Origin of the sequence: Streptomyces sp. NPDC002057, assembly GCF_040296665.1 — a bacterium.
Classification (GTDB): Bacteria; Actinomycetota; Actinomycetes; order Streptomycetales; family Streptomycetaceae; genus Streptomyces.
Genome location: NZ_JBEOXR010000033.1, coordinates 1 through 24792 on the forward strand (window position 1 = coordinate 1; position 24792 = coordinate 24792).

The 24792-nt window shown below is 66.5% G+C and carries 11 protein-coding genes and 2 pseudogenes; 4 read left to right on the plus strand and 9 right to left on the minus strand.

Annotation, left to right across the window (positions count from 1 at the left end; all coding sequences use genetic code 11):
* Positions 1 to 1941: 1941 nt before the first annotated feature.
* On the plus strand, positions 1942 to 2103 hold the full coding sequence (locus ABT129_RS23895) for a hypothetical protein (RefSeq protein WP_351905076.1): 162 nt from the start codon (positions 1942 to 1944) through the stop codon (positions 2101 to 2103).
* A 32-nt stretch (positions 2104 to 2135) separates the two neighbouring features.
* On the opposite strand, the gene ABT129_RS23900 is transcribed toward ABT129_RS23895, so the two are convergent.
* Entirely contained in the window at positions 2136 to 2435 is a 300-nt protein-coding gene (locus ABT129_RS23900; protein WP_351905079.1) for a hypothetical protein, read from the minus strand.
* Positions 2436 to 2444: 9 nt separating this feature from the next.
* Here ABT129_RS23900 and ABT129_RS23905 point away from each other — a divergent pair, with 9 nt between their 5' ends.
* Complete coding sequence (locus tag ABT129_RS23905; protein ID WP_351905082.1) at positions 2445 to 2660, plus strand: hypothetical protein; 216 nt, start codon at positions 2445 to 2447, stop codon at positions 2658 to 2660.
* 644 nt (positions 2661 to 3304) lie between these two features.
* On the opposite strand, the gene ABT129_RS23910 is transcribed toward ABT129_RS23905, so the two are convergent.
* Positions 3305 to 4351: a hypothetical protein gene (locus ABT129_RS23910; RefSeq protein WP_351905085.1), complete on the minus strand. Its 1047-nt coding sequence runs from the start codon at positions 4349 to 4351 to the stop codon at positions 3305 to 3307.
* Positions 4352 to 4612: 261 nt separating this feature from the next.
* On the opposite strand from ABT129_RS23910, the gene ABT129_RS23915 reads away from it, so the two are divergent.
* Positions 4613 to 5437: an alpha/beta fold hydrolase gene (locus ABT129_RS23915; protein WP_351905088.1), complete on the plus strand. Its 825-nt coding sequence runs from the start codon at positions 4613 to 4615 to the stop codon at positions 5435 to 5437.
* Between the two features lie 49 nt (positions 5438 to 5486).
* Here the strand turns inward: ABT129_RS23915 and ABT129_RS23920 are convergent.
* The 6 genes and pseudogenes from ABT129_RS23920 to ABT129_RS23940 all read right to left on the minus strand — a co-directional run.
* A pseudogene (locus ABT129_RS23920) lies at positions 5487 to 5966 on the minus strand (transposase); the annotation flags it as partial.
* 189 nt (positions 5967 to 6155) lie between these two features.
* Positions 6156 to 6521, minus strand: a complete 366-nt coding sequence (locus tag ABT129_RS23925) for a DUF6193 family natural product biosynthesis protein (protein WP_351905091.1) — start codon at positions 6519 to 6521, stop codon at positions 6156 to 6158.
* A gap of 938 nt (positions 6522 to 7459) precedes the next feature.
* Positions 7460 to 7885, minus strand: coding sequence for a hypothetical protein (locus tag ABT129_RS23930; RefSeq protein ID WP_351905094.1), 426 nt, complete (start codon positions 7883 to 7885; stop codon positions 7460 to 7462).
* Positions 7886 to 8340: 455 nt separating this feature from the next.
* Positions 8341 to 8439 (minus strand): annotated as a pseudogene (locus ABT129_RS38085) (IS5/IS1182 family transposase); the annotation flags it as partial.
* A gap of 254 nt (positions 8440 to 8693) precedes the next feature.
* On the minus strand, positions 8694 to 9212 hold the full coding sequence (locus ABT129_RS23935) for a hypothetical protein (protein WP_351905096.1): 519 nt from the start codon (positions 9210 to 9212) through the stop codon (positions 8694 to 8696).
* A gap of 10 nt (positions 9213 to 9222) precedes the next feature.
* On the minus strand, positions 9223 to 19518 hold the full coding sequence (locus ABT129_RS23940) for a LamG-like jellyroll fold domain-containing protein (protein ID WP_351905099.1): 10296 nt from the start codon (positions 19516 to 19518) through the stop codon (positions 9223 to 9225).
* A 1564-nt stretch (positions 19519 to 21082) separates the two neighbouring features.
* On the opposite strand from ABT129_RS23940, the gene ABT129_RS23950 reads away from it, so the two are divergent.
* Positions 21083 to 23332 (plus strand): FG-GAP-like repeat-containing protein, encoded by a 2250-nt coding sequence (locus ABT129_RS23950; protein WP_351905102.1) that lies wholly within the window; start codon positions 21083 to 21085, stop codon positions 23330 to 23332.
* Between the two features lie 274 nt (positions 23333 to 23606).
* On the opposite strand, the gene ABT129_RS23955 is transcribed toward ABT129_RS23950, so the two are convergent.
* Positions 23607 to 24428: a barstar family protein gene (locus tag ABT129_RS23955; RefSeq protein WP_351905105.1), complete on the minus strand. Its 822-nt coding sequence runs from the start codon at positions 24426 to 24428 to the stop codon at positions 23607 to 23609.
* Between the last annotated feature and the right edge of the window lie 364 nt (positions 24429 to 24792).

Sequence of the window (24792 nt, forward strand, 5' to 3'; positions counted from 1 at the left end):
CGCGCGGTCTGCTCCGCAGACGCGACGCGCCGCCGCTACGCGGCGGTTCAACTGCCCTGCTCCGCAGTGCAGTTGATGGGACGTCACTCCGTGACGTCTGGTTGGATCGCTCCGCGATCCAACCGCTGGAATTCGCTCCGCGATTTCCAGAAAAGCGGCTGGCTAGGGCTTTCCGGGTGCTCGCTTTTCGACTTTCTGTCGATTTCGCAATTCTCACAAAATAATTCCTGTTCAGGGATCCGATTCCATTGTCTCGAAACTATGGATCTTTAGGCTCCTCCGGATTCTCAACAGTCCCTGATTGCGCCGAAGGTGAGTCCGGCCTAGCAGACGCCCTCTGTAGCTGTCGCGGGTATGCCCAAGATCGCCCGGTGGTACGGGTCCGTGTGAGAAGACGGGGAGGTGTCGAAAGAACCCGCCGGAGCCCAGCGTGAGGCTGCCGTCGAACGCCTCCTCGGTCTTGGAGGCCGCCGGTGAGCTGACATCAGCTCATGTCCGCCTCGTGGCACAAGCTCTGGGCCGTTCGCAGCGGACGGTGTGGCGGTCGCTCGCCGCGGCGCGGGAAGGCCGGCACAGCCGCGTGCCTGCAAAGCGGTTCACTGTGACGGCGGAGGTACGCGCACTGCTGCTAAGCGGACGGGTACTTCTGGTGGCGGGGTGGGTGGGTGGCGAGGTGATGGGTGCTGGCCTGTGACACCTGCCTGGACCACGCAGAAACACGCGTGCACGATCTGCAGAGTTCTGACACACCCACTCTGCAGTGCTGGCACATCACACCTGACAGCACTGGTATGAGGCCTGAACAGCGGCATCATCCCGTCAGTCACTGACATGATGATGCCGAACTATCACTGACAAAACCATGCAAAACATCACTAGGGGGTGGGCGCGGTCTGGCATTCTACGTTTCGGAATTCTTTGAATTCTGTTCCTGCCCGCGCCGGAGGTTGAGAAGAGAGCGAGTTCCATCGACAAGGAGAATAGCTCCTGTCATGATGGCGAAGATCGAGTAAGGGATCGTGGTTATGACATCTGACGCGTAGAGGGCGAGAAGCGTGATGCCTGCCGCGATGGCGCTGGAGGCCTTCAATTTCCTCATGATGACTCCCGTTGTGCTCGGTTCGTTCTGGATTCAGGCTGAAAAGCCGGAGACGTATTTCGTATTGGCCCATTGTGAGCCGAGGTCCTGGACGACTTCGTCGACCCAGACGTCGTCCATGCGCTCGTGATCGTCGGCGGCCCAGGCTTGGACGATTCGGTCCTACTTACGCATGTTCAGGTGCTTTTATTCGACGGCGCGTTGGTTGGGGCGGGGTACCTGCGACTGGCTCAGGGGGTGGAACTCCACGCGTGTGCCGCGTTCTGCACGGTTGAGCGGGCGAGGAGGTAGCGGGACGTTCTGGAAGCCGTACGGGCCGTGTAGCCGGCCTTCTACGCGCTCCAGGTTGCGGCGCGAGGGGGCGCGCTTTCCGTCCTGCCATGCCTTGATGGTGCGGTTGGTGACGGTCAGGCCGGCCTCGCGGGCGTGGTCGCTGGGGGTGAGGTAGTTCAGGCGTGGCAGGAGGCTGCGGCGCTATTCGCTGGGGTGGGCTGTCTTTTCGGGGTTGCGTGCGCGGAAGTGTCCTGGGCTGTCGTCGCCGGGTTGTCGGTCGGTGCCGCGCGTCACCGCGCTTGTGGTCGTATGTGGTGACGTGTGGCGTCGTGTCGGCTGGTCCGGGGCCGGGGCGCTGGCAGATCCGAGCAGGGGTGCCGGGCGGCTGCTCCACGGCCAGGGTGTGGCTGTCATGTGGGATGTCACCTCTGGCTCTGTGGTGAGGGTTGAGCGGTCTTGTCCCTGGTCTGAGCGTGTTGGTGGGGCTGGTTGTCCTCTGACTGTGATCTTGGCCGCTTGCCAGATGATATTGACCGGTGAGGCCGAACGCCTGTCGGTACGGTCGTCTCATGAAGAACGTGCCAGAGAGTGTGGATCACGAGATCCTGAACGGCCGGATCATCCATGCGATCAAGGCGTACCGGGATGCGTCGGGGTGCACGATCCATGAAGCGATTGACTTCGTCGAGGAACGTCGAACGGAGCTTCACCGCGACCGGCCCAGTGGCTGACCCGGTCAAATCCTCTTGGCAACCGGTCAGGATCACTTGTCAGAGGTCACCGGTGTCACATGGGGCGTGTGGCAGAAGGGTTGGGGGTGGCCCGGCAGTACTCCGCCCAGAGCGCTCTGGGTGCCGGTCCTCGCCCGCCGCGCGCCATTCCGGTGCGGGTTGTCAGCGACCCTAGCGACCCGCGTCCGGACCCGCACCGCCGGTCCCTTCCTGGGGCGGGTGAGCCGGGCGAGGGGGGAGAGCCGGCCCTTCGGGGTGGCCCGGATGGCGGTCCAGTCGTAGGCGGGGTCGGCCAGGAACTCGTCCAGGTAGCCGAGGCGGTAGAAGGGCACGTCGGGTGCGTGGCAGCGGGGCTGCCACCGGCTGCGGACGTGCAGGACCAGGCGGAGGCGTCCGGCTCTGACCAGGTGGGCGAAGTCGACGTCCCGGATGCCGAGATGACGGACAGCAGCCGCGCGGATGAGGATCCGGCCGTCGTGGCGGGCGCGGTCGAGCGCGGCCTTGTCGGTGAAGTGCTCCAGGGCGTGGCCGTCGAAAAAGGGGGATGTCTCTTGTAGGTGCTGGTCTGGGTGATGTGGCCGGTGCGATGGAGCTCCCCCCGCGTCGGCAGTCCGCCGCCGGGCCCGCCTCGGACATGCGCCAGCCCTGCCGACATGCTCAGGGCATCCGCGTCCCGATGGGCGCGGGCGAGCTCTGCCGCGACGTCTGCAGACGCTGACCACCCGGCCGGGACGGACACGCCGCCCCGGTACAGCCCGAAGGGTCGACCTCATGGAGGTCGACCCTTCGGCCGTGCAGGCGTGGCACTTCCCCGCGTACGCGGGGACCGGCCTACGGCGTGGAGTCAACTCTCCTAGCCCGAAGGCGCCGACGAGGCCAGAACGGGCGCGGTGGTCAGGCCGGAGCGGAGGAGGTCAGGACCGGGTGGTCGATGTGATGGTGCTCGATTTCCACCCCCGTACGCCCCTCCCCATCCAGACGCGGGCCGCGACCGCCGCACTCCTTTTCCGGACTAAGAGCACGATCAAGGTTCAGGCCTCTTCGATACGAACGCGGCCCCGTCTGTGACGGGGCCGCGTTGTGACATTGGTGTTGGGACCGCTTGGGCCTATTTGGATCTCCGGTAGTTGGCCAAGGCGGCTTACGGGAGATTCGATCGCGGTGTCGGTTGTGGCGTCGGCGCGGAGGTTTCCGCACAAGTTCACTGGAGCAGTTCGAAGTGGGGGTGGTAAGGGGAAGACGGGCAGACGTGGAGCTGCAGGTTGTTGCCGCCGGTGATGTCGATCAAGGTGAAGTTGCCGTCCCGGGCGCCCAGGGGCGGGGGGCCCGGGGTCGGCCGGTCCTCTGCGGCGATCCAGGTCGTGCTGCCGCCGTCCCATTCCGATGAGGCGATGGTGAGGAGCGGGACCGCCTCGGTGCCGCACTCCGGGCAGGCGCGGTCGACGGGGTCGGTGGGGCTCCAGCGGGTCCAGCCGCCGGTTTTCCAGCCGGGGGCGGTGCAGAGGTTGTTCAGGTAGAGCTCGCCCGGATCGTGGGCGTACGCGTTGTACTGCTCGGGGTCGATCGTCTCCCATCGGCTCCTGTCGTCCAGCTGGTCCCGAATCTCCTTGTCCAGCTCAAGGGGGTTGGGAAACTCGGTGACCTGCTCCGGTGAGAACAGGCACGGCTCGGGGAGGTACCAGCCGTCTTGGACGATCGGCGGCTGGGGCGGTGCGTCGAGGACGTCGAGGACGGTGGCGGAGGACCGCCAGAAGAGGGCGGTTTTCGGGTGTGCCATCTCGTGGTCGAAGGGGCACCAGAGGACTTGGAGCAGGTCCGCGTCCGGCGGGCAGGGGAAGGGGATGTCGCGGGCGTGTATCTGGGCGACGGGTACGAGAGGGATTGGGCCGTCGAACCATGGGCGGCCGTCCCTGATGAGATCCAGGGTCTGCTGTTCCTCGGGGGTGTGTTCGGGTGCCTCGGGGTCGAGGTGAAGGCGCTCGGCTGCTGCGGCGAGGACACGGCGCTGGAGGCGGATGTCATCCGGGGTGTTGATCCTGAGCGCCGCATGAATGTCGTGCGGTTCTTCGCAGTACGGCCAGGGCTCGTCGGCGGGCCACAGGAGCGGCCCGCCGACGGAGCTGTCGTGCACGGTCGGCGACGCGGGCCGTGGGTGCAGCCGGGTCGCCGTGCGTGCCAGTGGGGCCAGTTGAGGGAAGAGCGCGGTGACGTCGAACGGCCGCGGCGGGGTGGTAAATCTGGCGTTCATAGTGGTGATGCTGCCAGCAGCCACTGACGGTCAGTCTGGGAGTCCGGGCTCGCCCGTGCTGAGCTGGTGGGCAGCGGCGACGCGGTTCCCGATCTGGCCGTCAGTGGCGGCCTGTGCGATGGCGCTTCCCAGCCCTGCCCCGTACACAGGCCGCGTCCGGCTGGGGCCTGTCCGGCGGATCATGGAGCTGGGCCAAGGGTGGCTGTGTCCGCTGGGGAAATTCGGTGGACCGGCCCGAATAGATCATGCGACGGTCCTGGCATGTCGAGCGTGATCGAGTTGTCAGAGTCCTTCGGGTCGTTCGAGTCGTTGGAGTCCTTCGACGGGACCGCTATCAGCTGGCGGCAGCTGGGCTCCGGGGCGCCGGTTGTCATGGTCCACGGTTCCGGCGGTGGCTTGCACTCCTGGCAGCCGGTGGCCGAAGAACTCCACGACCGGTTCGAGCTGTGGATGCCGGCCCGGCGCGGGTACGCCCCGAGCGGGCCAGGTCGATCACCGAAGCGTTTCACCGACGAGGTGGGGGACCTTAAGGCTCTGATCGACAAGATCGGCCGTCCCGTGCACCTGGTAGGCATGTCCTATGGCGCCACCGTCGCCCTGCACGCCGCGGCGGCTGGATTGCCGGTTCGCTCCCTGGTGTTGTGGGAGCCTCCGCTGTACACAGCCGGCGAGGAACTGGCCCCGGTACTGGCCGAGTTCGAAGACCTGACCGCGCACGGCGACCGGCGGCGGGCCGATCGGCTGCTGGCGGAGAAGGTGGCCCGCGTGCCGACGGCGCTGCTGGACCTGATGGATGCGGGCGCGCCCGACGACGCCGAACCCGCCGAGGTGCCCGGCTGGTGCCGTGACCTTGAATCGATGGCCGCCGATTCGGTGGATGTGGATCGCTGGTCTGCTGTCACCATCCCGACGCTGCTGATGCGGGGGTCCGACACCTGGCAGCCGATGCCGGTAACGCTCGACAGGCTCGCGACCGTCCTGCCTCACGTCACCTACACGACGTTCGCCGACCAGATGCACTTCGCGCCGTCGGTTGTCCCCGAAGCCGTGGCAGCGGAGATCACTCGCTTCTTGCCGTGTTCCTGAAGCTGTCCAGGAGCCGATCCCGTGCCTTGAGGACCGGGCTGGTCGCGCGTCACGGCCTGAGCCACAGGCGGATCGAGGCAACGGTGACGGTGCCGTGGAAGACGTAGGCGCGCTTGTCGAATCTTGTGGCCACGGCTCGGGAGTTCTTCCACGCGTTGATCATTCGTTCAACTTCGTTCCTGCGCTTGTAGATCGTCTTGTCGATGCCGGCAGGTCGGCTGCCCCTGCTGCCCTTGCGTTGGCGGTTGGCCCGCTGGTTCTTCGGTTCGGGGATCGTGTGCTTGATCTGGCGTCGTCGCAGGTAGCGGCGGTTGCGACGGGAGGAGTACGTCTTATAGCCGCCGAGATGGTCAGGACGCGTCCGGGGACGCCCGCCGTCCAGCCGGGCGACGCGGACACGCTCCATGACCGGGATGAGCTGCGGGGCGTCGCCCCACTGGCCCGGGGTGATGAGCAGGGCTAGTGGGCGGCGTCCGCCCTCACCGGCGAGATGGATTTTGCAGGTCGGGCCGCCCGGGGAGCGTTCGAGTCCCCAGCCATGCGCTTCTCCTCCAGTCAGGCAGGTGGTGCCGGTCATCGTAGGGCTCAAGCGGCTCGCCGGGAGGCGGTCAAGATCACCTGTCGGAGGACAGCCTGGCTGGCCTCCGACAGGTGATCTTGACCGATTGCCGGGTGGCTTTGTGGCCGGCTGTCTGTTTCCTGGGGAAGGCGTGTTGGCTCAGTCGGTGTGGCTGTCTGACGGGGGCCATGGCCCGTCGAAGGCCGGCCCGCAGTCGAGGGGCAGGTTCGCCACCACCAACGCGGCCGCTTCCTTCGGCGTCAGCCCCTCACCCAGTACCGACGAGTACGACGGCCCGTACACCGAGCACGGCGCACTGCCCGCGATGAACGGCAGGTCGTTGCTCCACGGGAACTGCGTGTTCCTGTGGAAGGTGAGGCACCCATGGCTCGGGAACGGGAACAGGATCCGCAGGCGCGGTTCGGCGTAGGCGGCCTCCATCACCGCCGGGTCTCCCCGCCGCACTGTGGGGTCGCCCTCCAGCATCAGCCGCCACGTCTTCTCGACAGTCGTCTCCTCAGCCATCCGGCGATCATGACGCCCACGCCCCCGGCCGGACAACTTGTTCCACTCCCGACCTGGGCCCATCTCGACCGGCAGACACGTCAGGCCGACCCTGGAAGACGGAGCCGGTCAAAGTCACTTGGCAATCGGTCAAGACCGCATCTCAAAGGACAGCCAGGGCCGGGGCCGGTCAGGGTGAATGCCGGCTGCTCACAGCTCACAGTGACGTGTCTACCTGGGGAAAGAGGCTGTGAGGCTCACAGGTCTCGCTTACCGGCGCGCGGTTCAGCACTCGCGGCTGTGTCCTCTGACATCGAAGTGGGACCGATTGCCATCGAAGCTGGACGGCTTGAGCACCGCGCTCTATCTTCTGCGCGCCCTTGTCACCAGAAACGCCGCTCCAACGATGACGATCAACACGATGGCGATGATCCAGAAGGGCGGGGAGCCCTGACCCGCGCCCTTAGCCAAGAGCTGCATGTGCGACATGCCGTTTCCGTCCCATCCGTGGTAGCTGCTTGTGGCCTACCTTCCGGATGCCCGGCTCACGCGTATGTACCCGGTCGATCTGTCCAGCTTCGAAGGCAGGCGGTCCGAGTTCGCTGCCAGAGGACAGGCTGGCTCACCGACCATGACGGCCCTGGCTGCAACTTTCGCGCTTCGGTCCATGACTCGCAGCGGGGGCACACGCCCAACTTGCCATCAAGCCCGCGGAGGTCAGGGGCCCATACACGAAGTCAGGTTCAGTGCCACGCGTGGATTGCTCAGCCACAGAACGGAAGGCCGGATATGGGTGTCGCCAGGACTCAACGTACGGGGTCACCGCAGCCACACGGCCCCCAATGCCGGTGAGGGCGTTCGGCTACTTCGGTGCCCGGCGTCGCCCGTACGCGCCCTACGCGTCCCCTTCGATGCCCGGGCACCGCGTCTGCGGCCTGTCGGGTGGGAGTTGGCTGCCGTCAGCGTGTGCGCGCCGTGGTCTTGGCGGGTGTGGTCTGTTGCCGGTGGGTGGGGAGGGCGGTGTGTGTCGGGGCCGGCTGTCCCGGGGTGGTGGTGGGTGTGCTGGTGGAGCGGGAGCGGGCGGCTGTTGGGGAGACACGGCCCCGGGACGTGGGGGCGGAGGGTGGTGTTGTCAGGGCGTGGAGGGTGGCGTCGATGAGGCGTCCGGTGGGGGTGGAGGGTGGGCCGTCCTGCCAGGTGGTGTCGGTGGTGAGGCGGGTCAGGTGTGCGGTGAGGAGGGTGGTGCCGCCCTGGTCGTGGATGTGGTTCATGCGGTGGGCGAGCAGGGGCCATGGGCGGGAGCTGATGAGGAGGCCGGCTTGTGTCTCGGGGAGGGTGTCCTTGAACGGCGCCGACGATCGCGGCGTGTGCCCTTGGCCTGACATCGAGCTGTTCCAGGGCCTTGGCTCGGTTACCGAGATCGAGGTCCCGGGGGATGTTCAGGCCCTCGGTCAGGGGACCCCAGGAGCGCTTCGCATCCGCACTCGCGGGAGACGCCCACGGATCGACGGCCTCCCGCACCGGCACAGCAAGTCCACCCCCACAGGCGCGGGGAGCCTCCAGCGAAAAAACCGGCACGTTCGCGATGGACGGTAACGACAGGCCCTCCAAGCGGGGCGACGTCTCTTCCACGACGCCGCACAGTCGACCACACCAAGATCGACCCCGGTCAACTTCAGGCAACTTCCCAGAGCCTGAATCGGAGCGTCAGCCGTCACTCAGTGTGCGCGCATCGCGGAAAGCGAGAACCCGAGAAGGGGCAGCGGATGTACACGGGTTTGGGAGCCAGCCGCCTCCCAAGAGGGAATCGAAATGTTCACGGGTTTCGACAGCAGCGCTGGAGGTACAGCCGGTCAGCTACAAACCGCGGCCCTGGCGTTTTCGTCGGCTGGGGCGGCAGCAGCGGCTCGATTAGTGCCCACAAGTCGTCATCCACGATCCACGGCCGAGTACTCACACCACCACGAACGGCTGAATCGTCACACCCGCCACGGGTGACCAGGGCATCTCAGTAGGATCCTGTTATGAGCTCATAGGGAATCACGAGGGACAAGAGTGGGCTGGGCACGGCAAACGCTGGCCATGAAGCTGGTTCCAGTCTCTTTCGATGTCTCGTATGACCGGATAGACGATAGCGGTCCGTTAGCTCCGCTACTCATCAGGTAACGGGGAACGCTCTGACCGCACCCTCTTCTAATCAAGAGTTTCAACCGGATCATAGGAAGCCTTGTCATGCATATACGCAAGCACGTCATAGAAGTCAGCGAAGAACCTACTTGATCCCTCTCCGACCCACCAGAACCGATACTCGCCACCTAGAGTGAATTCACCCATGAAGATCCCATCGCTTCCCTCTTCGTTGATCGCAACGGGAAAGAATGGCACCCCTTCCTCAACACCCACATCTTGCGGAGTACCGATCCCGTCGAGTTCATCCCTGTAGGAGATCGCCCTCTCACCAAAGCCGTCCGGCTCCCAATCGGAGCACCCCAGGATTACAAGCGGTAGCCCATCCATCCCATCAGAAACCAGGAGAAAGTCCCGATAAGACGACTCAATGTAACCATCGAGTCTATCTTTCAGCTCATCCAGCGACGCCACGTCGGCAGGACGGCGCAAAACCGGAATACGCGAAACCCCCAAAGGAGAGTCCGCAAAGTACTCCCTAACCGCTTTCTGAAACACTTGAGAGACAAGCTTCTGCATTCTCATTCACAAATCCTTACGGTCGCGAAATTTCGCAAAGTCCATACGGGCCACGACTGACGGTACCTGAGACTCTGTCAGTCGTATACGTGCTGGGGTTACCGCGCACTCCTGCATAGTAGAAGCCGGTAGGCCGATAACCAACTTCGTACTTCTGAGAATAGGATCCCACCTGGGAATTTACCTTACTGTCCTGCTGGTGCCAGCAGTACGGCGCCCATTTGCCCGACCAAGTCGTATCAGGAAGGTGTCCTGGAGATTTTCCGATCACACCATAGTCATACAGCGTCCCCGCCATCTTCTTCTGATGAATTTTCACATACTCCCTAGCCACTTCATCAAGCGTCGTCGCACCAGCAATGGGGTCCGTCTTCGATGTTGGCGAGACTCGCCCCGTGGACGACCAGTACTCGGGAATCGCATTCAGCGCAGCTATGTGATCCTTCAATTCCTCGATCTGTTCGTCAGTCGCACCTTCTGGCGCCCGGAAGCAAACGGGCCCCGACATCCCCCGATCAACTCTGCGTTTCACGGCAAGCTGAACCGTACAGTCAGCATCGTCATTGCGGGTGCCCCGATCGTTGGACCCTGCCCCCTGCTCGACGATCGTGGCCGCCTCCTCGGGCGTTAGAGGTTGCAGTGCAGCTACAACTGTCGAGTCGATTGCCCCGTCGACTCGACGGGCATTCTGAAGCGCTTGCTGCTGCACGCGGTCTACATTCACTTCGGACTTCGGCTGTGGACGAGAGGGGGCGGGCTTCGGGTTCTTCCCTCCGGAAGGGTTCTGAGGCTCTGCTGGCTTGGTCGGCTTGGTCCGGCCGTTGCCCGGCGAGGCCGTCCTGTTGGACTTGGCCGGGCCTATAGTCGATGAGCCCTTCGTGCTCTTTGTGGTGTGGGGGCTAGATTTGGAGTTGGAGGAGTTTCTTCCGCGATGCGTCGTGGGTGACTTGCACGTCCCTGTGTACGTGCAGCTCTTCGGTCGCCTGTTCGACGTGCTGTTCCGCGGCTTTTGGGGTTTGACCTTTGTGCTGGTGTTCGGGCGGGTGGACGTGGTGCGTCTCGGCTTGCATCGGTTTCCGCCGCAGGCGTCGTTCCGCGACCTGTCGATGTTTCTGTGGTTCACAGGCTTGGAGCGCGACTTGCCTGATCCGCGACTGCCGCCCCCGCCGCCCACGCCCATCGAGCCTCCGTAGGACTGGGACCTGCCTCCGCCACCGCCGCCGTTGCCCTTGTCCAGGGTGTGGCCGGTGGGGTCGATCCCGTTGAGGGGCCCGCCTTCACCGTAGGCGTAGCGGTTCGCGCGTCCGGAGGGCGTGGGGGCCAGTTGCCAGGTGTCGCGGGAGGTGAAGCCGCCGGTGCCGGGCTGGTACCAGCGGGCGGCCATGTTGACTTCGCCTGTCGTGGTGTCGGTCCAGCCTGACTGGTAGCCGAGGGCAGGGTTGGTGCCTTCGCTCGTGATGAGCTTGCCGAAGGGGTCGTAGGCACGCGAGCCGGTGATGGCGGTGCCGTCTGCGTTCAGGCCGGCGATGAGGTCGGTGTGCTGGTCGGTGAGGGCGAGCTGCGCCATGGCCGGGTTGCTTGTGGAGGCGCTGGCGAGTAGGGAGCCGTCGGGTCCCCGGGTGTAGGACGTGGTGGCATCGGTCACGAGGTTGTTCGAGCCGCCGTCGTACGTGAAGGCCGTGCCGTTGTGGGTGAGGGCCCGGTCGAGCGAGTCGTAGGTGAAGGCGCTCGTGCCGTTGGAGACGGTGCGTTCGAAAGCGTCGGAGGAGATGGTGCGCGTCCGGCCGTCGGCCTGCTTGACGGTGTCGGTGGTGCCTCGGGCACTGTAGGTGTAGGTCTCCGCGCCCCAGTTCTCCAGGCGGCCCCGGTCGTCGTAGGTGCCCATGGTGTTGCCGCTCCGGGTGAGGTTGCCGGCCTTGTCCCATTCGTAGGCGGTCGTGGTGGCGCCGCTGGCCCAGGAGGTCATTCGGCCGGCGAGGTCGTAGCCGTAGGTGTTCTCGGCTGCTCCTGCGGTCCCCGCCGTGGTCTTGCCCGTCAGGTGGTCGTCCAGGTCGTAGCCGTACGTGACGCCTCCGACGACGGCTCCGGTGGCGGTGCGGGTGACCGCGTCCGAGGTCTGGCGGCCGAGGCTGTCGTATCCGTACGAGCGCTGTGCGGCGGTGGTGACCGCGCCGCCTGCGGCGACTCGGCCGTAGCGCTCCTGGGTCGGTCGTCCGGCGGCGTCGAAGTCGTACTGCACGACTGTTCCGGTGAGCGGGTCGGCCACGGTGTCGAGCCGTCCCGTGATGTCGTAGGCGAAGCTTGCGGTTCCGGCAGCGTCCGTGCGCGACAGCATGTTGCCGTCGGCGTCGTAAGTGTATTGGGAGTTGCCGGACGGTCCCTGGGCGCGCAGGAGCAGTCCGCGGTCGTTGTAGGCGTAGGTGTTGCCGAACTGGATGCCGTCGGAGCCCGCGCCGGTGAGCCGGTTGTCGAGGTCGTAGGAGAGGTGGCGCGGCGTCGTGGCGGCGGAAGTGCCGGATCCCGTTTCGCGTACGAGTCGGCCGAGGCCGTCGTAGGTGCGCTCCCGCCGAACGTTTCCGGGCAGGATCTCCGTGACGGCTTGGCCAGCGGCGTCGTAGATGGTCGTCCAGGTGCGGTCGGACTGGTTCGGGTGCTGTCTGGTCGCCGGTTCGATGGTGGACTCCGGCAGGCCCCAGGTGTTGAAGGTGTAGTGGGTGGTCGCCGCGCGGCCGTCGGTGAAGCGCGTGAGGGAGCCGCGGGCGTCGTAGCCGAAGGATGTCGTGATCGTTTCGGTGCCCGACAGCTTCTCGGTCTGTTGGGTCAGTCGGCCGAGCGCGTCATACGCGAAGGAGTGCTGGCCGCCTGCGGGAGTGGTCGACGAGGTTTGGTTGCCGTCCTCGTCGAAGGTGGCCTTGAAGGTCCGCAGGGGGTTGGCTGCTGTGCCGTAGTCAGCGGCCTCGGTCACGTTGCCCATCAGGTCGTAGGTGAGGGTGCTCTTTCGGTTGGTGGGGTCGATGACCTGGGTCTGGCGGCCGAGTCCGTCGTAGGTGTAGCGGGTGACGTGCGCACCCGGCTCGGTCTCGGTGAGGGTTTCGCCCAGGGCGTTGTACGTGGCGGATGCCACGAGTCCGGAGGGCGAGGTGGTGGCGACCTGGTTGCCCGCGTTGTCCCAGGTGTAGCGCTCGGTGAGGTTCTGGGGTGTCGGGAAGCGTTCGACGGTGGTTGCGGTCAGTCGGCGGCCGAGGCTGTCGTAGGTCGCTTCGGTTCGTGCGCCGGTCGGGCTGGTGGCTGAGAGCTGGAGTCCTGTGGGTGACCAGGTGTACCGGGTGAGACCGGAGGTGTCGAGCGCGGTGGGGTTGCCGTTGAGCGTGCCGCCCTCGCCGGTGATCAGTTGTGTGGGTGTTCCTCCGGCCAGCGGGTCTGTCTGCTGGGTGAGGTGTCCGAGCTGGTCGTAGGCGTAGCGGGTGGTGCGCTCGAGCGGGTCGGTGGTGGAGGTGACGCGTCCGAGTGCGTCGTAGGCCATGTGGTGGACGGGCGTGATCGGGGTGCCGCCGGGCGGTGTGTACGAGGGCAGCGTCACCTTGGTGGTTCTGCCGAGTCTGTCGAGTTCCGTTCGGGTCACCACTCCGTTCTCGTCACGGGAGTGGGTGGTGTCGCCGTAGGTGTTGTATCCGAGGGTGGCGGTCGGCCTCTTGGAGTGTGCGCCGGTTGCGTGGGTTTCCGTGCTCACGGCGGGTGCTGTCTGTTCGACGAGGCGGCCCAGTGCGTCGTAGCGGAAGTTCGTGGTGTGGGCGGTGGCGTCGGCTCCTGCCTTGGTTCCTCGTGGGCTGACGCTGCTGAGGAGCAGGCCACGCTGGTCGTAAGTGTGCCGGGTGGTCAGCGTGTCGGCATCGGAGGAGAGGATCGAGGAGGTGACGTTGCCCGCGTGATCGTAGGTGGAGCGCTCGGTCAGTGCGGTGGTGCTGGGGCCTCGGAGGGTGGATTCGGTGACGCGGTCGTCGTCGTCGTAGAGGTAGTCCACGGAACGGTTGAGGGCGTTGGGATCCGCTACGGAGCGGGTGATGCGTCCGGTGGCATCGACGGTATGGGTCTGGGTGAGGGTTCCGCCGTCGGTGACCTGATGGGTCAGGTAGCCGGCACCGTCGTAGAGGTTGTTCTCGAGGACGATGTCTCGGCGGGTGCCGTCGGACTGTTCGACCTGCCGTGACGTCGTCGTGGCCGGCAGGCCGTCGTCGAAGTAGGTGTAGGCCGTCGTGGCACCCATGGCATCGGTGGTGGAGGCGAGGCGGCCTGCCGGATCGTAGGCGTTGGATTCCAGGACCAGGTCGCGGTGTTCGCCGGAGGGAGCGCCGGTCCAGTTCTTCAGAGCGGTTTCGTAGGCGAGCCCGAGGGGGGTGTAGCTGTAGGTCACCTCTTCGCCGAGAGGGTCCTTCTCGCTGGTGAGGCGGCCCAGCGCGTCGTAACCGAACGTGGTCGTGTTGCCTTCGGCGTCCGTGACGGTGTCGTTCAGGTTGCGGTTGTCGAAGTGGTAGGTGGTCGTGCTCGCGGTGTCGCCGCCGGTGAGGTCCTCTTCTGTTTCGCTGAGGATGTTGCCGTCCGCGTCGTGGGTGCGGCTGATCCTGGCGGTGTGGGTGACACCGGTGATGTCGTTCCTGATGCCGGTGCCCGTCTCGGCCACGACGTTGGACATCGGGTCGTAGGTGTAGGTGGTTGCGACGCCATCCGGGTGGGTGTCGGATATCTGGGTCTCGCCGGTCTTGCGTCCGATGCCGTCGTAGGTGTATCGGGTGACGAGGCCGGAGGGGGTGGTGGTGGCGGCGAGGTCACCGTTGGCGTAGTAGGCGTGGGCGGTGGCCGCGCCTTCGGGCGTGACGGTGGTGGCGACCAGGCCGGCGGGGGTGGTTCCTCCGGCGACGGCGGATTCTGTTCCGCGGGTGTATGTCGTGGTGGAGGTCCGGCCGTCGGCGAGGGTCAGCTTTTCGGGCATGCCGAGCGGCGTGTATCCCGTGGTGGTCTTGTAGCGGTTGTCAGCGGGCCCTGACGAGCGGGCGTCGCGCGTGGTGGTGCGCTTGCCGTTGCGCGGGTCGAGCGGGTCGGAGGGGTTGTCGAAGTACTCCTCGTAGGAGGTCCAGCAGGAGTCGTCGTCCCGGCACGTGGTGTTCGACACGGGGTTGCCCTTGGTGTCGTGACCGGTGATGGACGAGTGGCCGTTGGCGTCGGTGACGGTGTGGAGGAAGCCGCCGGTGTCGTAGGCGTAGGTGGTGACACCGCCTGCCTCGTCCGTGGAGGCGATGCGGCGCTGACCGCGCAGTGCGTCGTAGGTGGTGCTGGTCTGCTGGCCGAGGGGGTCGGTGACTGTCACGGTCGAGGCCAGCGTGGAACCGCTGGCGAAGGCCCGCGCGGCGTAGTGGTCGGCTACCTGGTCGGCGGTGAGGCTGTGCTGGTAGACGGCCGCTTCATCGATCTGGCCGGTGAAGTAACTGACGTCGGCTGGGGCCGAGGGCCAGGTTCTGGCAAATCCGGCTCCGATGAATGTGCGCGTGTTGGACTGGTGGTTGACGGGCGCGTTGGTCTTCGTGGCTACCGGGGCACCGTCAAGAAAGAGCGTCTGGGTTCCGGCGTCAGCGGTGATGGCTGCGTGGTGCCACTGGTTGTCGGTGACCGTGTCCGGGGAGGCGTTGGAGGGAGTCACTCCCGGCGAGGGGTACTGGCCGTGCAGCTTGCCATCTGCCCCGACATAGAGAACAGGTGTCCAGCTTCCCGAAGTGGCGGTCGCGCCGGCCAGCGGGTTCATCTGGTCGCCGATCAGCACGCCTGGCTTCGTGGTTCTGAACCAGAGTTCCACCGCGACGTTGGCGGTCTTTGTGCCGAGGCCCGGGATTTCGGCGTACCCGTCGCCGTTGAACTGGACGGCCGACCCGTCGCCGATGCCGAAGACTCCGGTGGTGCCGAGCGTCGGCTTCGTGTAGGTCCCGTTGCCGTTGTTCGCCACGATCTTGCTGACGGCTCGGGTCCCACTGGTCTCGTCGAAACGCCAGAAGCCGGCGGGGGCGTCCCCGGTGACCGACCCCTGGTAGTGAGTGCCGTTTCCGGAGATGAGTCTTGTGCGTGCCCGGTAGTGCTCCATGACGACCTGGGCGCTCAGTTCCTTTCGGTAGAACGCTGTTTCGTCCATGGAGCCACTGAAGTACTGCGGGCCGGTCTTGGTACCGACGCCAGCCCAGCCGGAGGCGGAGTGGCCGGCACCGAGGTAGGCGTGTACCAGAGTCAGCGGTTTGACCGCCCCGGCGAGGGACCCGATCTTGACACCGTCAAGGTACAGACTCTGTCCTGTGGTACCACCCGTGATCACGACGTGGTGCCACTCGTTGTCCGTGACGGTGTTGCTGCTGATTGTGGGCGTGGCCGTTGAGCCTCTCCACAGGTGACCGCGGAGCTTTCCGTCGATGTCGACGAGCAGGCTTGGTGTGTACTGCTGGGGCACGGTGCCGAGTTCGCTGCTCTGGAGCCCGAGGAGCACGCCGCCGGGCTGCTCTGTACGGAACCATGTCTCGATGGAGAGTGCGGTGGCGCCTTCCAGGGCATCTGCGGGTACTTCGACGGCTCCTTCGGTGCCATCGAAGTTGATGGCGGTGTCGTCGCCCGCGGCGAAGACGCCGGTCTGGCCGAGCTTCACGCCGTCCCGGTAGGAGCCGTCGGCTCCGCTGGATATCTCGTCGGCAGCGGCTGCACCGCTGCTGTCGCCCAGACGCCAGTAGTTGACCGGGGCGGCGGCACGAACAGCCGATTCGTAGGCTTCGGAACCCGACGAGTACGACGGTGCGGAGATCTTCCAGGACCCTGAAGAGTCCGATGCCTCGGTCACGCGCTCGGTGTCACTGTCGTACGTGACCTGGGCACCCGTCCGCCCGGAGGGAAGGGTGACCTTGGTCAGCCTTGAGGATCCGGCGCTGGCCTGGAAGTGCCCCTTGACGGTCGCCGCGTCCAGGGCGTGGTGGTAGACCGCTACCTCGTCAAGTGCTCCGACGAAGTGGCGTGTCCCTTCCCCAGTGCCGAACATTCGGCTGGAGTACCCGGCGCCCAAGTAGGTGTACGTCCTGCCCTTGTGATCGACCGGCCCTGCGTGGGTACCGGTTGCCACGCCGTCAACGTAGAGAGTCTGGCTCGTTCCCGTGCTGGTGAGGACCACATGATGCCACTGATTGTCATCGAGCGAGCCAGCCGAGGTCATCGATGCGGGCGTCGAGCCGGTACCGAAGGAGCCAACCAGATAGCCGTTGGGGTTCAGTTCGAGAATGGGATGGCTTTCGCCTTCGGGGGCTTCACCCAGAGGTGTGTCCTGCAACCCCAGGAGTACGCCCTCGTACCTGCCGGTCTTGAACCACATCTCCACGGACAAGACGGTGGCGGACAGCGTGTTGTCAGGCAGTTCGACGTGGCCACCGCTGAAGGTGCCCGCCTTGTTGCCGGTGGCGGCCAATACTCCCCCGGCACCCAAGGTGACATCGCGGTACCGACCGGCGTTCCTGCCTGCAGACGACGGCACCTCGCTGACCGCCGTCTCACCGTCCGCTTCGTTCAGCCGCCAGTAGGCACTGGGGTTGGCGTCGAGAACCATGCTGCGGTACTGGCTGCCGCTCTCGTACGTGTATTGGGTGCAGGCAGTGGTCGACGTCGGCGGGCAGACCTTGACGAGCCTGTCGCCTTCGTAGCTGTAGGACCACTTCAGATGCGAAGCGGGCCCCTGTACGGGGTTGGTCTCGGCTGCGATGATGTGGCCGCCCGACCAGGTGAAGGACAGGAAGCGTCCCGAGACGACATCTGTGGCCTTGACCAGCTGGCCGCCTGTGTACGTGAGCTGCTGGACGCGTCCGTGGCCGTCTGTGATCCTGGTCAGTCTGCCCTGGGCGTCGAAGCTGTGGAGCGTCGCTGATCGGTCGCGCAGTGTCCAGCCGCCGCTGTCTGCCTTGAGGACACCAACCGAGCCTGCGGGGGCTGTGTAGGTGCCGTCTGTGTTGCGTCCGAAGCGGACCTGGTCGCCGGTCGACAGGGTGACAAGGACGCTGCCGTTGCCTTCTGCCACGGCCCGCATGTCCCATCGGGTCGCCCAGCCGGAGCCGAAGGCATTGCTCTGCCGCGGATCCTGGGAGTTGTAGGTACGGGTCACGGAGAGCTCCGGGCCGACCGTGGGTACAGCGGCGTCCGTGGCCGCGTTGGTGTAGTTTCCCGCGCGCTCGCCGAAGTCGCCTCCGGTGTCGGATCCGGCGAGGTGGCCGGTGATCGGAGGCTGCGGAACCTGCGTCGTCAGGAAAGACGGCTGCGGACGGGTCGATGTAGAGCTCCCGTCGTAGGCGTAGGCGTACCAGGCGTAGGTCTTCGCCCATGTCAGCCAGCCACTGGGAACGACCTGCTGAGCGGAGGCGCTTCGGGTGCCGATCTTGCAGTTCTTGCGCGTGTTGTTGCCCTCTACCTCGCAGACCTCGAACTGGTACTGCAGGGTCTTGGGGTAGCGGTCCCGGTCGGTGGCAGAGGTCCAGAGCGTGGGCGTAAGGGTGTCGACGACGACTCCGCTGTCAGGAGCCAGGCCCGTGAGCGTCGGCGGAATGTTCTCGGCGGAGAACTTCATGGCGACGGCCGGCACTCCCGCCGCTGTGAAGAGGGAAACGCCATTCTCCCTCATCGTCCACGCGAGCGTGTAGGCACCGGGAATTAGGGGCGCGATCTTGGCGTCGACGGTGACGCTGGCGCCAGGGGGCACATCGGCGGGCAACGGCGACCAGCGGATCTTCGAGGTGTCCGTGATCTCGTTGTTCGCCGAGTCGTACAGGCGGTACCCCAGGGTGTAGGCGCCGTTCTTGAGCCAGGTCTCCTGGCCACGGTTAGTGACCGTCACCTTGAAGACGCCTTCGGACGTCGCGGTCATCGGAGTGACGAACTGACCGAGGCTGTAGGTGGCTCCGTACTTGGTCCACGTGACGTCCAGGGAAGGCTTGCCGTTCGGGTAGTCGTCGGAGCCGAAGTTCTTCCACCCGTACGAGTCAGTGGTCGATGCCTTGACCGCGAGACCGTAGTTCTTCTTGCGTCCGTGGGTCCAGTCGTCAACCAGCTGACGTCCCGCCGATCCCAGGTTGATCCCCTCCCAGGCGGGACCGCCGCACGGGTACGCCGTCTGTCCTGCGGGGCGCCACCCATGGGTGAAGCTCTTCGATGCCAGCGCGGCGCCGGTTGCCGGCCCGGGGTAGGTCGACGTAGTCGACTCTGCCCAGCTCGCGGTCACCGGGTGGACCGTCACAGGCCTCGCGGTGCAGGAGTACGACCAGGTGTTGTAGAGCGCGAGGCTCGCGCCCAGGACCCATGCGTTCTTCAGCTTGCTTTCGACACCAGCGAAGTGCAGGAAGCCGGCGGCCTTGTGGCCACCCGCGTCGTAGGTGCCTACCTTGATGTTCGTGTCGCCGGCAAAGTTCACGTTGTACGGCGACTCTACGAAGGTACCGGAGGACGCAGCATTGGCCGTCACGGAGATCACGGTCGGGTCGACCTTGACTGGGAATGCCCTCGCGGGATCTTGGAGCCACTCAGCATCGAGCGTGACCTTGAGCGCCTGCCCGCCGTCGACATCGATCAGTTCGTACCCGACACCGCTGGAAATCTGCCCTTCGTTCGAGTTCGGGGCCAGGTTCGAGTCTTCCATCCAGCCAGCCGGAATACGCGCGCGCTGTCTGCCTGAGGCATCAGCGAAGGCCACCGCGCCCGTTGCGTCAAGGCTCGCGGTCAACCCCTGCATGTGCAGAGGGAAGACCCACTCCATGGGCGCGTCGGCACTGTTGAGAACAAGGAGCTCCTTTACCGATGCCCCACCGGCCACGAACCGCACGTCCGCGTCACGGCGTACGGCCCGGTAGGTGACCGTGCTTTCCTCGGCTTCACCGGGCGCATGCGCCGCGCCCTGGAGTGCGAACCCCACAGACTCCGTCTCGCTCACTCGCAGCGATACCAGGGGAGATCCGTCGGCGTGACTGGCGAACGTCGTCTCAGAGTCCCCAGCGGTGATACGCCAGCCGCTGGAAGAAGCGTTCACCGAACGGCCAACCGTGCCACCCTGAGGCAACGCCTTGAGCGTGGTGTCAATCTTCTTCCAGCCGCCCTCTGGATCGCGGAAGTTGACCGGCTCGTCGAAGAACCGGCTGGTGAGCGTTCCGTCCGCGTTCTGAAACGTCCGAACCGTGCGTTCCCTTTCGCCGACGAGCTCGCGGCTCGTCTCCGGGTCGAAACCCTCAGGCTCAAGTGCTTCAGCCGGCGCGGCGGTGATCATCGGCTCAGGAAGGTCAGCCGCGGACGCACTCGCGAACGAGGGAGGAGCATCTGCCTCACGGGCGAGCTCCCCTGCCGCAGGCCGGTGCCCCTTCCTCCCCCCGCTCGCGTCCGCCGACGTGTCCGCCGCAGCCGACCTGTGTGACCGCCCCGCTGCCGATCCCCAACGCTGGTCAGGAGCATCAGCCTCCGTCGAAAGAGGCTCGAAGGTCTGCACGGCAGCCGCGCCTTCGGCACCGACAAGACAGGCCAGGCCGATGGCAACAGCAAAAGAAATAGGCCGCACGAAACGCACGGAGCCCCCCTCAGGACACGATCAAGAGAGGCGCAGTACATAGCCAAGAAGACCCGATGGGCAAGATCCGTGCTCATTTCGTGATCATCAAGTGAAGATCATCACGCCGCATTCCTCCCCAACGAACAGGAAGCTAACTGATCGGGGGATATGGGCGGCAGTCGACCAGCGAGCGGCAGCGAAGGCCGTCATACGCCAGGAACCACGATCGGGGAGTCCGCCCTCCGCCCGGCGGTCCCGGAATACTGGCACCGGACGCAGGCCGATCGGACACACTCTTCAGAAACGCAGTGTCGTCCTCGACCAAGCCCGTTTACGGATCGCCGAGGTGCTCGACCAGGTGCACCCAAACATCGGCCAAGACCTCAGCCGCGTCCCATTCGATCCGTTTCAGCACGCGGTAGATCCGGTCCGGGCCCGAATGACTGGCCGTGCAGGCGAAGAGGCAGGTCCCAGTCGGTGTAACCGGCCGTGAGCCAGCCTCCCACCCACGGGACATCATGGGATCCCGGCCACCCCAAACGCCCCCTCCATACCTTCACTGCCCATGCCAATCGCCATGTGTGCCAGCTGCCCGTGGCTCCCCCATCGCGGTCTGAGGTGCCGAAGCGGTGCTCGTTCATCGCCGGGGGGGCCGGGAAGGACGATGAGCGCGACCAAAAGGACGATGCCGCAGACCCCCTCCGTCGTCGGTGGCGGCCGACCGCGGGGTCGACACCGGAGATGCGTCAGCTCTGCCCACAGGCCCAGGACGTGGAAGCGCCAATGGACGCGTTGGAGTTGGGCCGCGACGTAATCGGGCTGACCATCCTGGCCGGGACGGACGGGGCGTCGCCGGAGGTACGGCCCGCCGGCCTTACCCGCGTGACCCACCCCCATGGTGCGGCAACCGACCTACCGCACCACGAGAAAGCTCAGTTCCCAGCCTGACGGGCTATCCGTCTTCTTTTCAGCCGACGGCCAGACATCTCCCCTGGCTCCAGCGCATGCGAGGCCACGTTGCCTGCGCAGCCACAGGGCGGAGGCAATCCTGAAATGATCGGGCTGCCTGCCTCACCCGCCCTCACGTGCAAGCCACATGAGGAAGCGACCGCGGGGGCGCAGCCCGCTGCCCGAGGCGGGCCGCCCGGGACGGTTGGGGGGCTGGTAGTGTCCGGCGATCTTGTACGTGAGGCGATGAACCGGGTGGGGGGGATCCACCGGCTGCCTCCGTCCGTCACGGCCGCACCATGCCCTGTTCCACGCGGCCGTCCCAGGGGAGGGACCCTTCGTGGACCGTTCGTACGTACTCCGCGCGCCCGCGCGCCGGGCCGGCACCGCCGTCATAGCCGCACTGCTGCTCGCCGGTGCCCTGCCGGCCACCGCGGCTGGGGCGCATTCCGGATTGGTCGCCGCCACCGTCGGTACCACGGCCGATGCCCTCACGCCTGCCCTCAAGCCCGGTGACAGCGTCCTGGGAATGGGGCGCACCGGCTTCCTGTCCAAGGAGGCGGGCAGGAACGTCAGCCGCTGGACCCGCCTGTCCGACGGGGCTGTGACGGCCTTTCCGGTGGGGCACTGGGTCAGCCGCTCCCGCGAATCCGACGTCGTGGTCGACCAGTGGCACAACGTCGCCACCCTGCGGAACATGGAGACCGGCACCGAGCTCTTTTCCGTTCCTCTCGACGACAGGCGGTACGCCGGGGCTGTCGGCTCGACGCTCTTCGTGCGGGCCGACATCTCCGGCCACGGCCCGCTCGAGGTCTACTCCCCCGGCACCGGCGGTCCTGTCCACCGGACCGTCACCGGGCTTCCGACCGACGTTGCCGGGTTGGGCGTCGCGGCCGCCTCCGGCAACGAGGCCCTGGTCCGTTACACCACCGGGTCGGGCGCGACGCTCGCACGGCACTGGGCCGTGGTGGACCTCGCCACCGCCGCCGTCACCTCCTCCCGGGAAGTCGCTCTCTCGGAGTCCCAGGAAATGGCGCTCTCCGCGAGGCACGTCGCCTGGAGCGAGAACCACTCCGAGACCAGCACGACCGTCTTCGTCCTCGACCGCGCCACCCTCAAGACTCAGAGCTTCCGTGTGGAGATGGCGGCCAAGCTGTTCGTCAGCCTGGTCGGAGACTGGGTTACCTACTCCGGCCCCGGCGGGCTCCAGAGCTACTGGCCTTACGCGTCCAACGCGCTGACCGCTCGCAGCCTCACCGGCACGGCGACCCGCAAGCTCCTCGACCACACCGTGTCGAGCGTTGACGCTACGGGCGACGCGGCCGGCTACCTCGGCGGCACCGCCGCCACCGGCGAAGGCCTCTACCGCATAGCCCCCGGCTCCGACGGCGTCCCGGCAGCCACCCCCATCGCCCTGACCGGCGCGCCGACCCGGGTCACGCTGCTGCGGCACACCGTGCCCGCGACCGTGGACCTCGACCGCACCGGCGGAGCACCGCCGTTCGACTGGTACCTCAGCCGCGGCAACGTCTCCACGACACTCACCCTGACCAACACCCGCACCGGGGAGAGCCTGACGGAGTACATCGGCCCGCCGGCGGGCGACGGCACACCGCAGCCGCAGCGATTCGACTGGAACGGCGCGCTGCGGTGGAACAACGAGCCCGGCACGTGGACCGCCGCCCCGGCCGGCCCGTACACGTGGCAGATCACCGCCAAGCCCTCCAACGCCATCGGACCGGACCTGAAGGCGTCCGGCTCCTTCACCGTGACCCGTAGGAGGAGCGGTGCGCACGACTACGACAGCGACGGGTCGCCGGACCTGCTGGCACGCGATACCGCGGGGCGGCTGTGGATCCAGGACCTCTACCGCGACCCGTCGGAGCAGCACGTCCGGCAGAACCGGGGGCTGGTGATCGGCGGTGGCTGGCAGGCGTACGACCGGATCGAGGCCACCGGCGACCTCGCCGGCGCCGGTACCCCCGATGTTGTGGCGCGTGACCGGGACGGAGTGCTCTGGCTCTACCTGGGAACCGGCAACGGCAAGAGCCCGTTCACCGGCCGGACCCGGATCGGCGCCGGGTGGAACACTTACGTCCACCTGGCCGCCGGGAGTGACCTCACCGCCGACGGCCGCCCCGACCTGGTCGCCACCGACACGGCCGGGCGGCTGTGGCTCTACAGGGCAACGGGCGTCGCGTCCGCGCCGTTCGCCGCGCGGACCCTGATCGGCAGCGGCGGCTGGCAGACGTACAACCAGCTCACCGGTGTCGGGGACATCGCGGGCGGCACCGCCGGGGACCTCGTCGCCCGTGACGAGACGGGTGTTCTCTGGCTCCACCTCGGCCGTGGCGACGGCACCTTCGCACCCCGCACGCGCATCGGCGGCGGGTGGGGCATCGTCAGAGACCTGGTCGGTTCCGGCGACATCGACCAGGACGGCAGAGCCGACATCTACGCCGCTACCACCGACGGCCACGCACTCGCACCGCGCGCCTACCGGACCACAGGCGACTGGCGCAGTCCCATCCGCGCCTTCGAACCCATCCAGGCCATCCAGTCCGGGCAGACATTCAACCTCTTCGCCTGACAGCGCACGCACCCCCGGGACAAGCCGGCCGCGCCAGACCCGGGGGCGCAGCGAAGCAAGGGCCTCAGACAGGGTTTCCTGCGGCCGCGCTCCGCGGATGAAGGAAGGAGATGGGTGTCGGCGTTGGTGGGCGATCAGCCGCTGGGCCGCGTCGATGTCGATCACCTCACGGTGGATCTCCCTACGGAACGGCGGGGCGGCGTGCCCGGGGCGACCGGTACTTTCATCCTCACCTCAGCCGTACCGGACATCCTTGGCTGAGGGCGAGCAGCTGTCACCGAAGGACGACGCTCACGCCCCGTTCCTCCATGATCTCCACAAGCATGTCGAACAGCGGAACGTCCCGGTCGCCGACAGGCACTCGCTCTGCCAACCGCGCCCGGGCCTCGGCCGAGTAGACCCAGTGCACGGTGAACGGCCTCGAGGCACCCCAGCCCCCGATCAGGCAGTCGTCCAGAGCGTCCAGGTTCCAGCCGAAGTACCCGCCGGGCCCGTTGACAGCCTCGCCGATCGCGCAGTAGAAGGTGTGCTCGTCGACGGTGAACACCTGCCCTGCCGGAGCGTCAGGCTTTCCCCGGCGCCTGTAGTCCCGGGACCACAGCGCGACCGACAGCCAGGCGTGTCTGTCCTCAGGGGTGAGTTCGTGCCACATACCGGTGCGGTTCAGCTGACCGGTACGGACCAAGTCCCATATCCCGTCCGCCCCGGACAGCGCGTTCTCGCACCACAGCGTCACCGTGAGGTCGACGAGTTCAGATCCGCGGCCAGAAGGCTTCACGTCGACGACGGTGACCTCACCGACGAAGTAGGACCCCATCGGGACACCGCTCCTGTGGAGCAGTTCGAACCAGGCGTTCCCCGCCATGGCGTGACGAGTGCCGGCGTGGCGAACGCTGTCCAGTAGACCCCCCTGCGGGCGGCAACCGGCGAGCCGGACTCGCCGCGCGCCCTCCCCATCCGGCAGAGGAGTGAAAAGCCCCTCGGCCTCATACGCGAAACCCCAGAAGTCGCTGTCGTCCTCGTCCGAGATCAGCGCGTACCCATACCCCTCGCCAGCCCACCCTGACGTTCGCACCGCACCCCCCAGTGAAATCACTGATCCTACTGACGCCCAGCGACTTGGCGCGATCGCCACCGAGGCCGGACGCCGTCCCATCCACACCGGAAGGCGACCCGGTAGAGGTGGTCAGTCGCGAGCGGCGACCCCGGGTGATCGGACGGGAAACAGAGCAGCACACGCCGCCGCCCTCGCCACTGTCACGGCAGGACATGGCGGGGCCTCGGCGGCACAGCCGGCCCTGGCAGCAGGCTGTCCGACACCCGATCGAGCATGACGATGGGGTGGAGCCATGGAAGCGGGAGGTCTGGACGGCGGATGTGGGCATTCACGTAATTCCTCACATCCACGGTCACGTCATTCCCCAGGACGTGACCGTGGCAGCCCCGTTCCGACCTGGCTC

Excerpts from the sequence above, each read along its gene's own strand:
- ABT129_RS23895 (WP_351905076.1), top strand. The coding sequence starts at position 1,942 with ATGAAGAACGTGCCAGAGAGTGTGGATCACGAGATCCTGAACGGCCGG.
- ABT129_RS23910 (WP_351905085.1), bottom strand. The coding sequence starts at position 4,351 with ATGAACGCCAGATTTACCACCCCGCCGCGGCCGTTCGACGTCACCGCG.
- ABT129_RS23915 (WP_351905088.1), top strand. The coding sequence starts at position 4,613 with ATGTCGAGCGTGATCGAGTTGTCAGAGTCCTTCGGGTCGTTCGAGTCG.
- ABT129_RS23925 (WP_351905091.1), bottom strand. The coding sequence starts at position 6,521 with ATGGCTGAGGAGACGACTGTCGAGAAGACGTGGCGGCTGATGCTGGAG.
- ABT129_RS23930 (WP_351905094.1), bottom strand. The coding sequence starts at position 7,885 with ATGTCAGGCCAAGGGCACACGCCGCGATCGTCGGCGCCGTTCAAGGAC.
- ABT129_RS23935 (WP_351905096.1), bottom strand. The coding sequence starts at position 9,212 with ATGAGAATGCAGAAGCTTGTCTCTCAAGTGTTTCAGAAAGCGGTTAGG.
- ABT129_RS23940 (WP_351905099.1), bottom strand. The coding sequence starts at position 19,518 with ATGATCACCGCCGCGCCGGCTGAAGCACTTGAGCCTGAGGGTTTCGAC.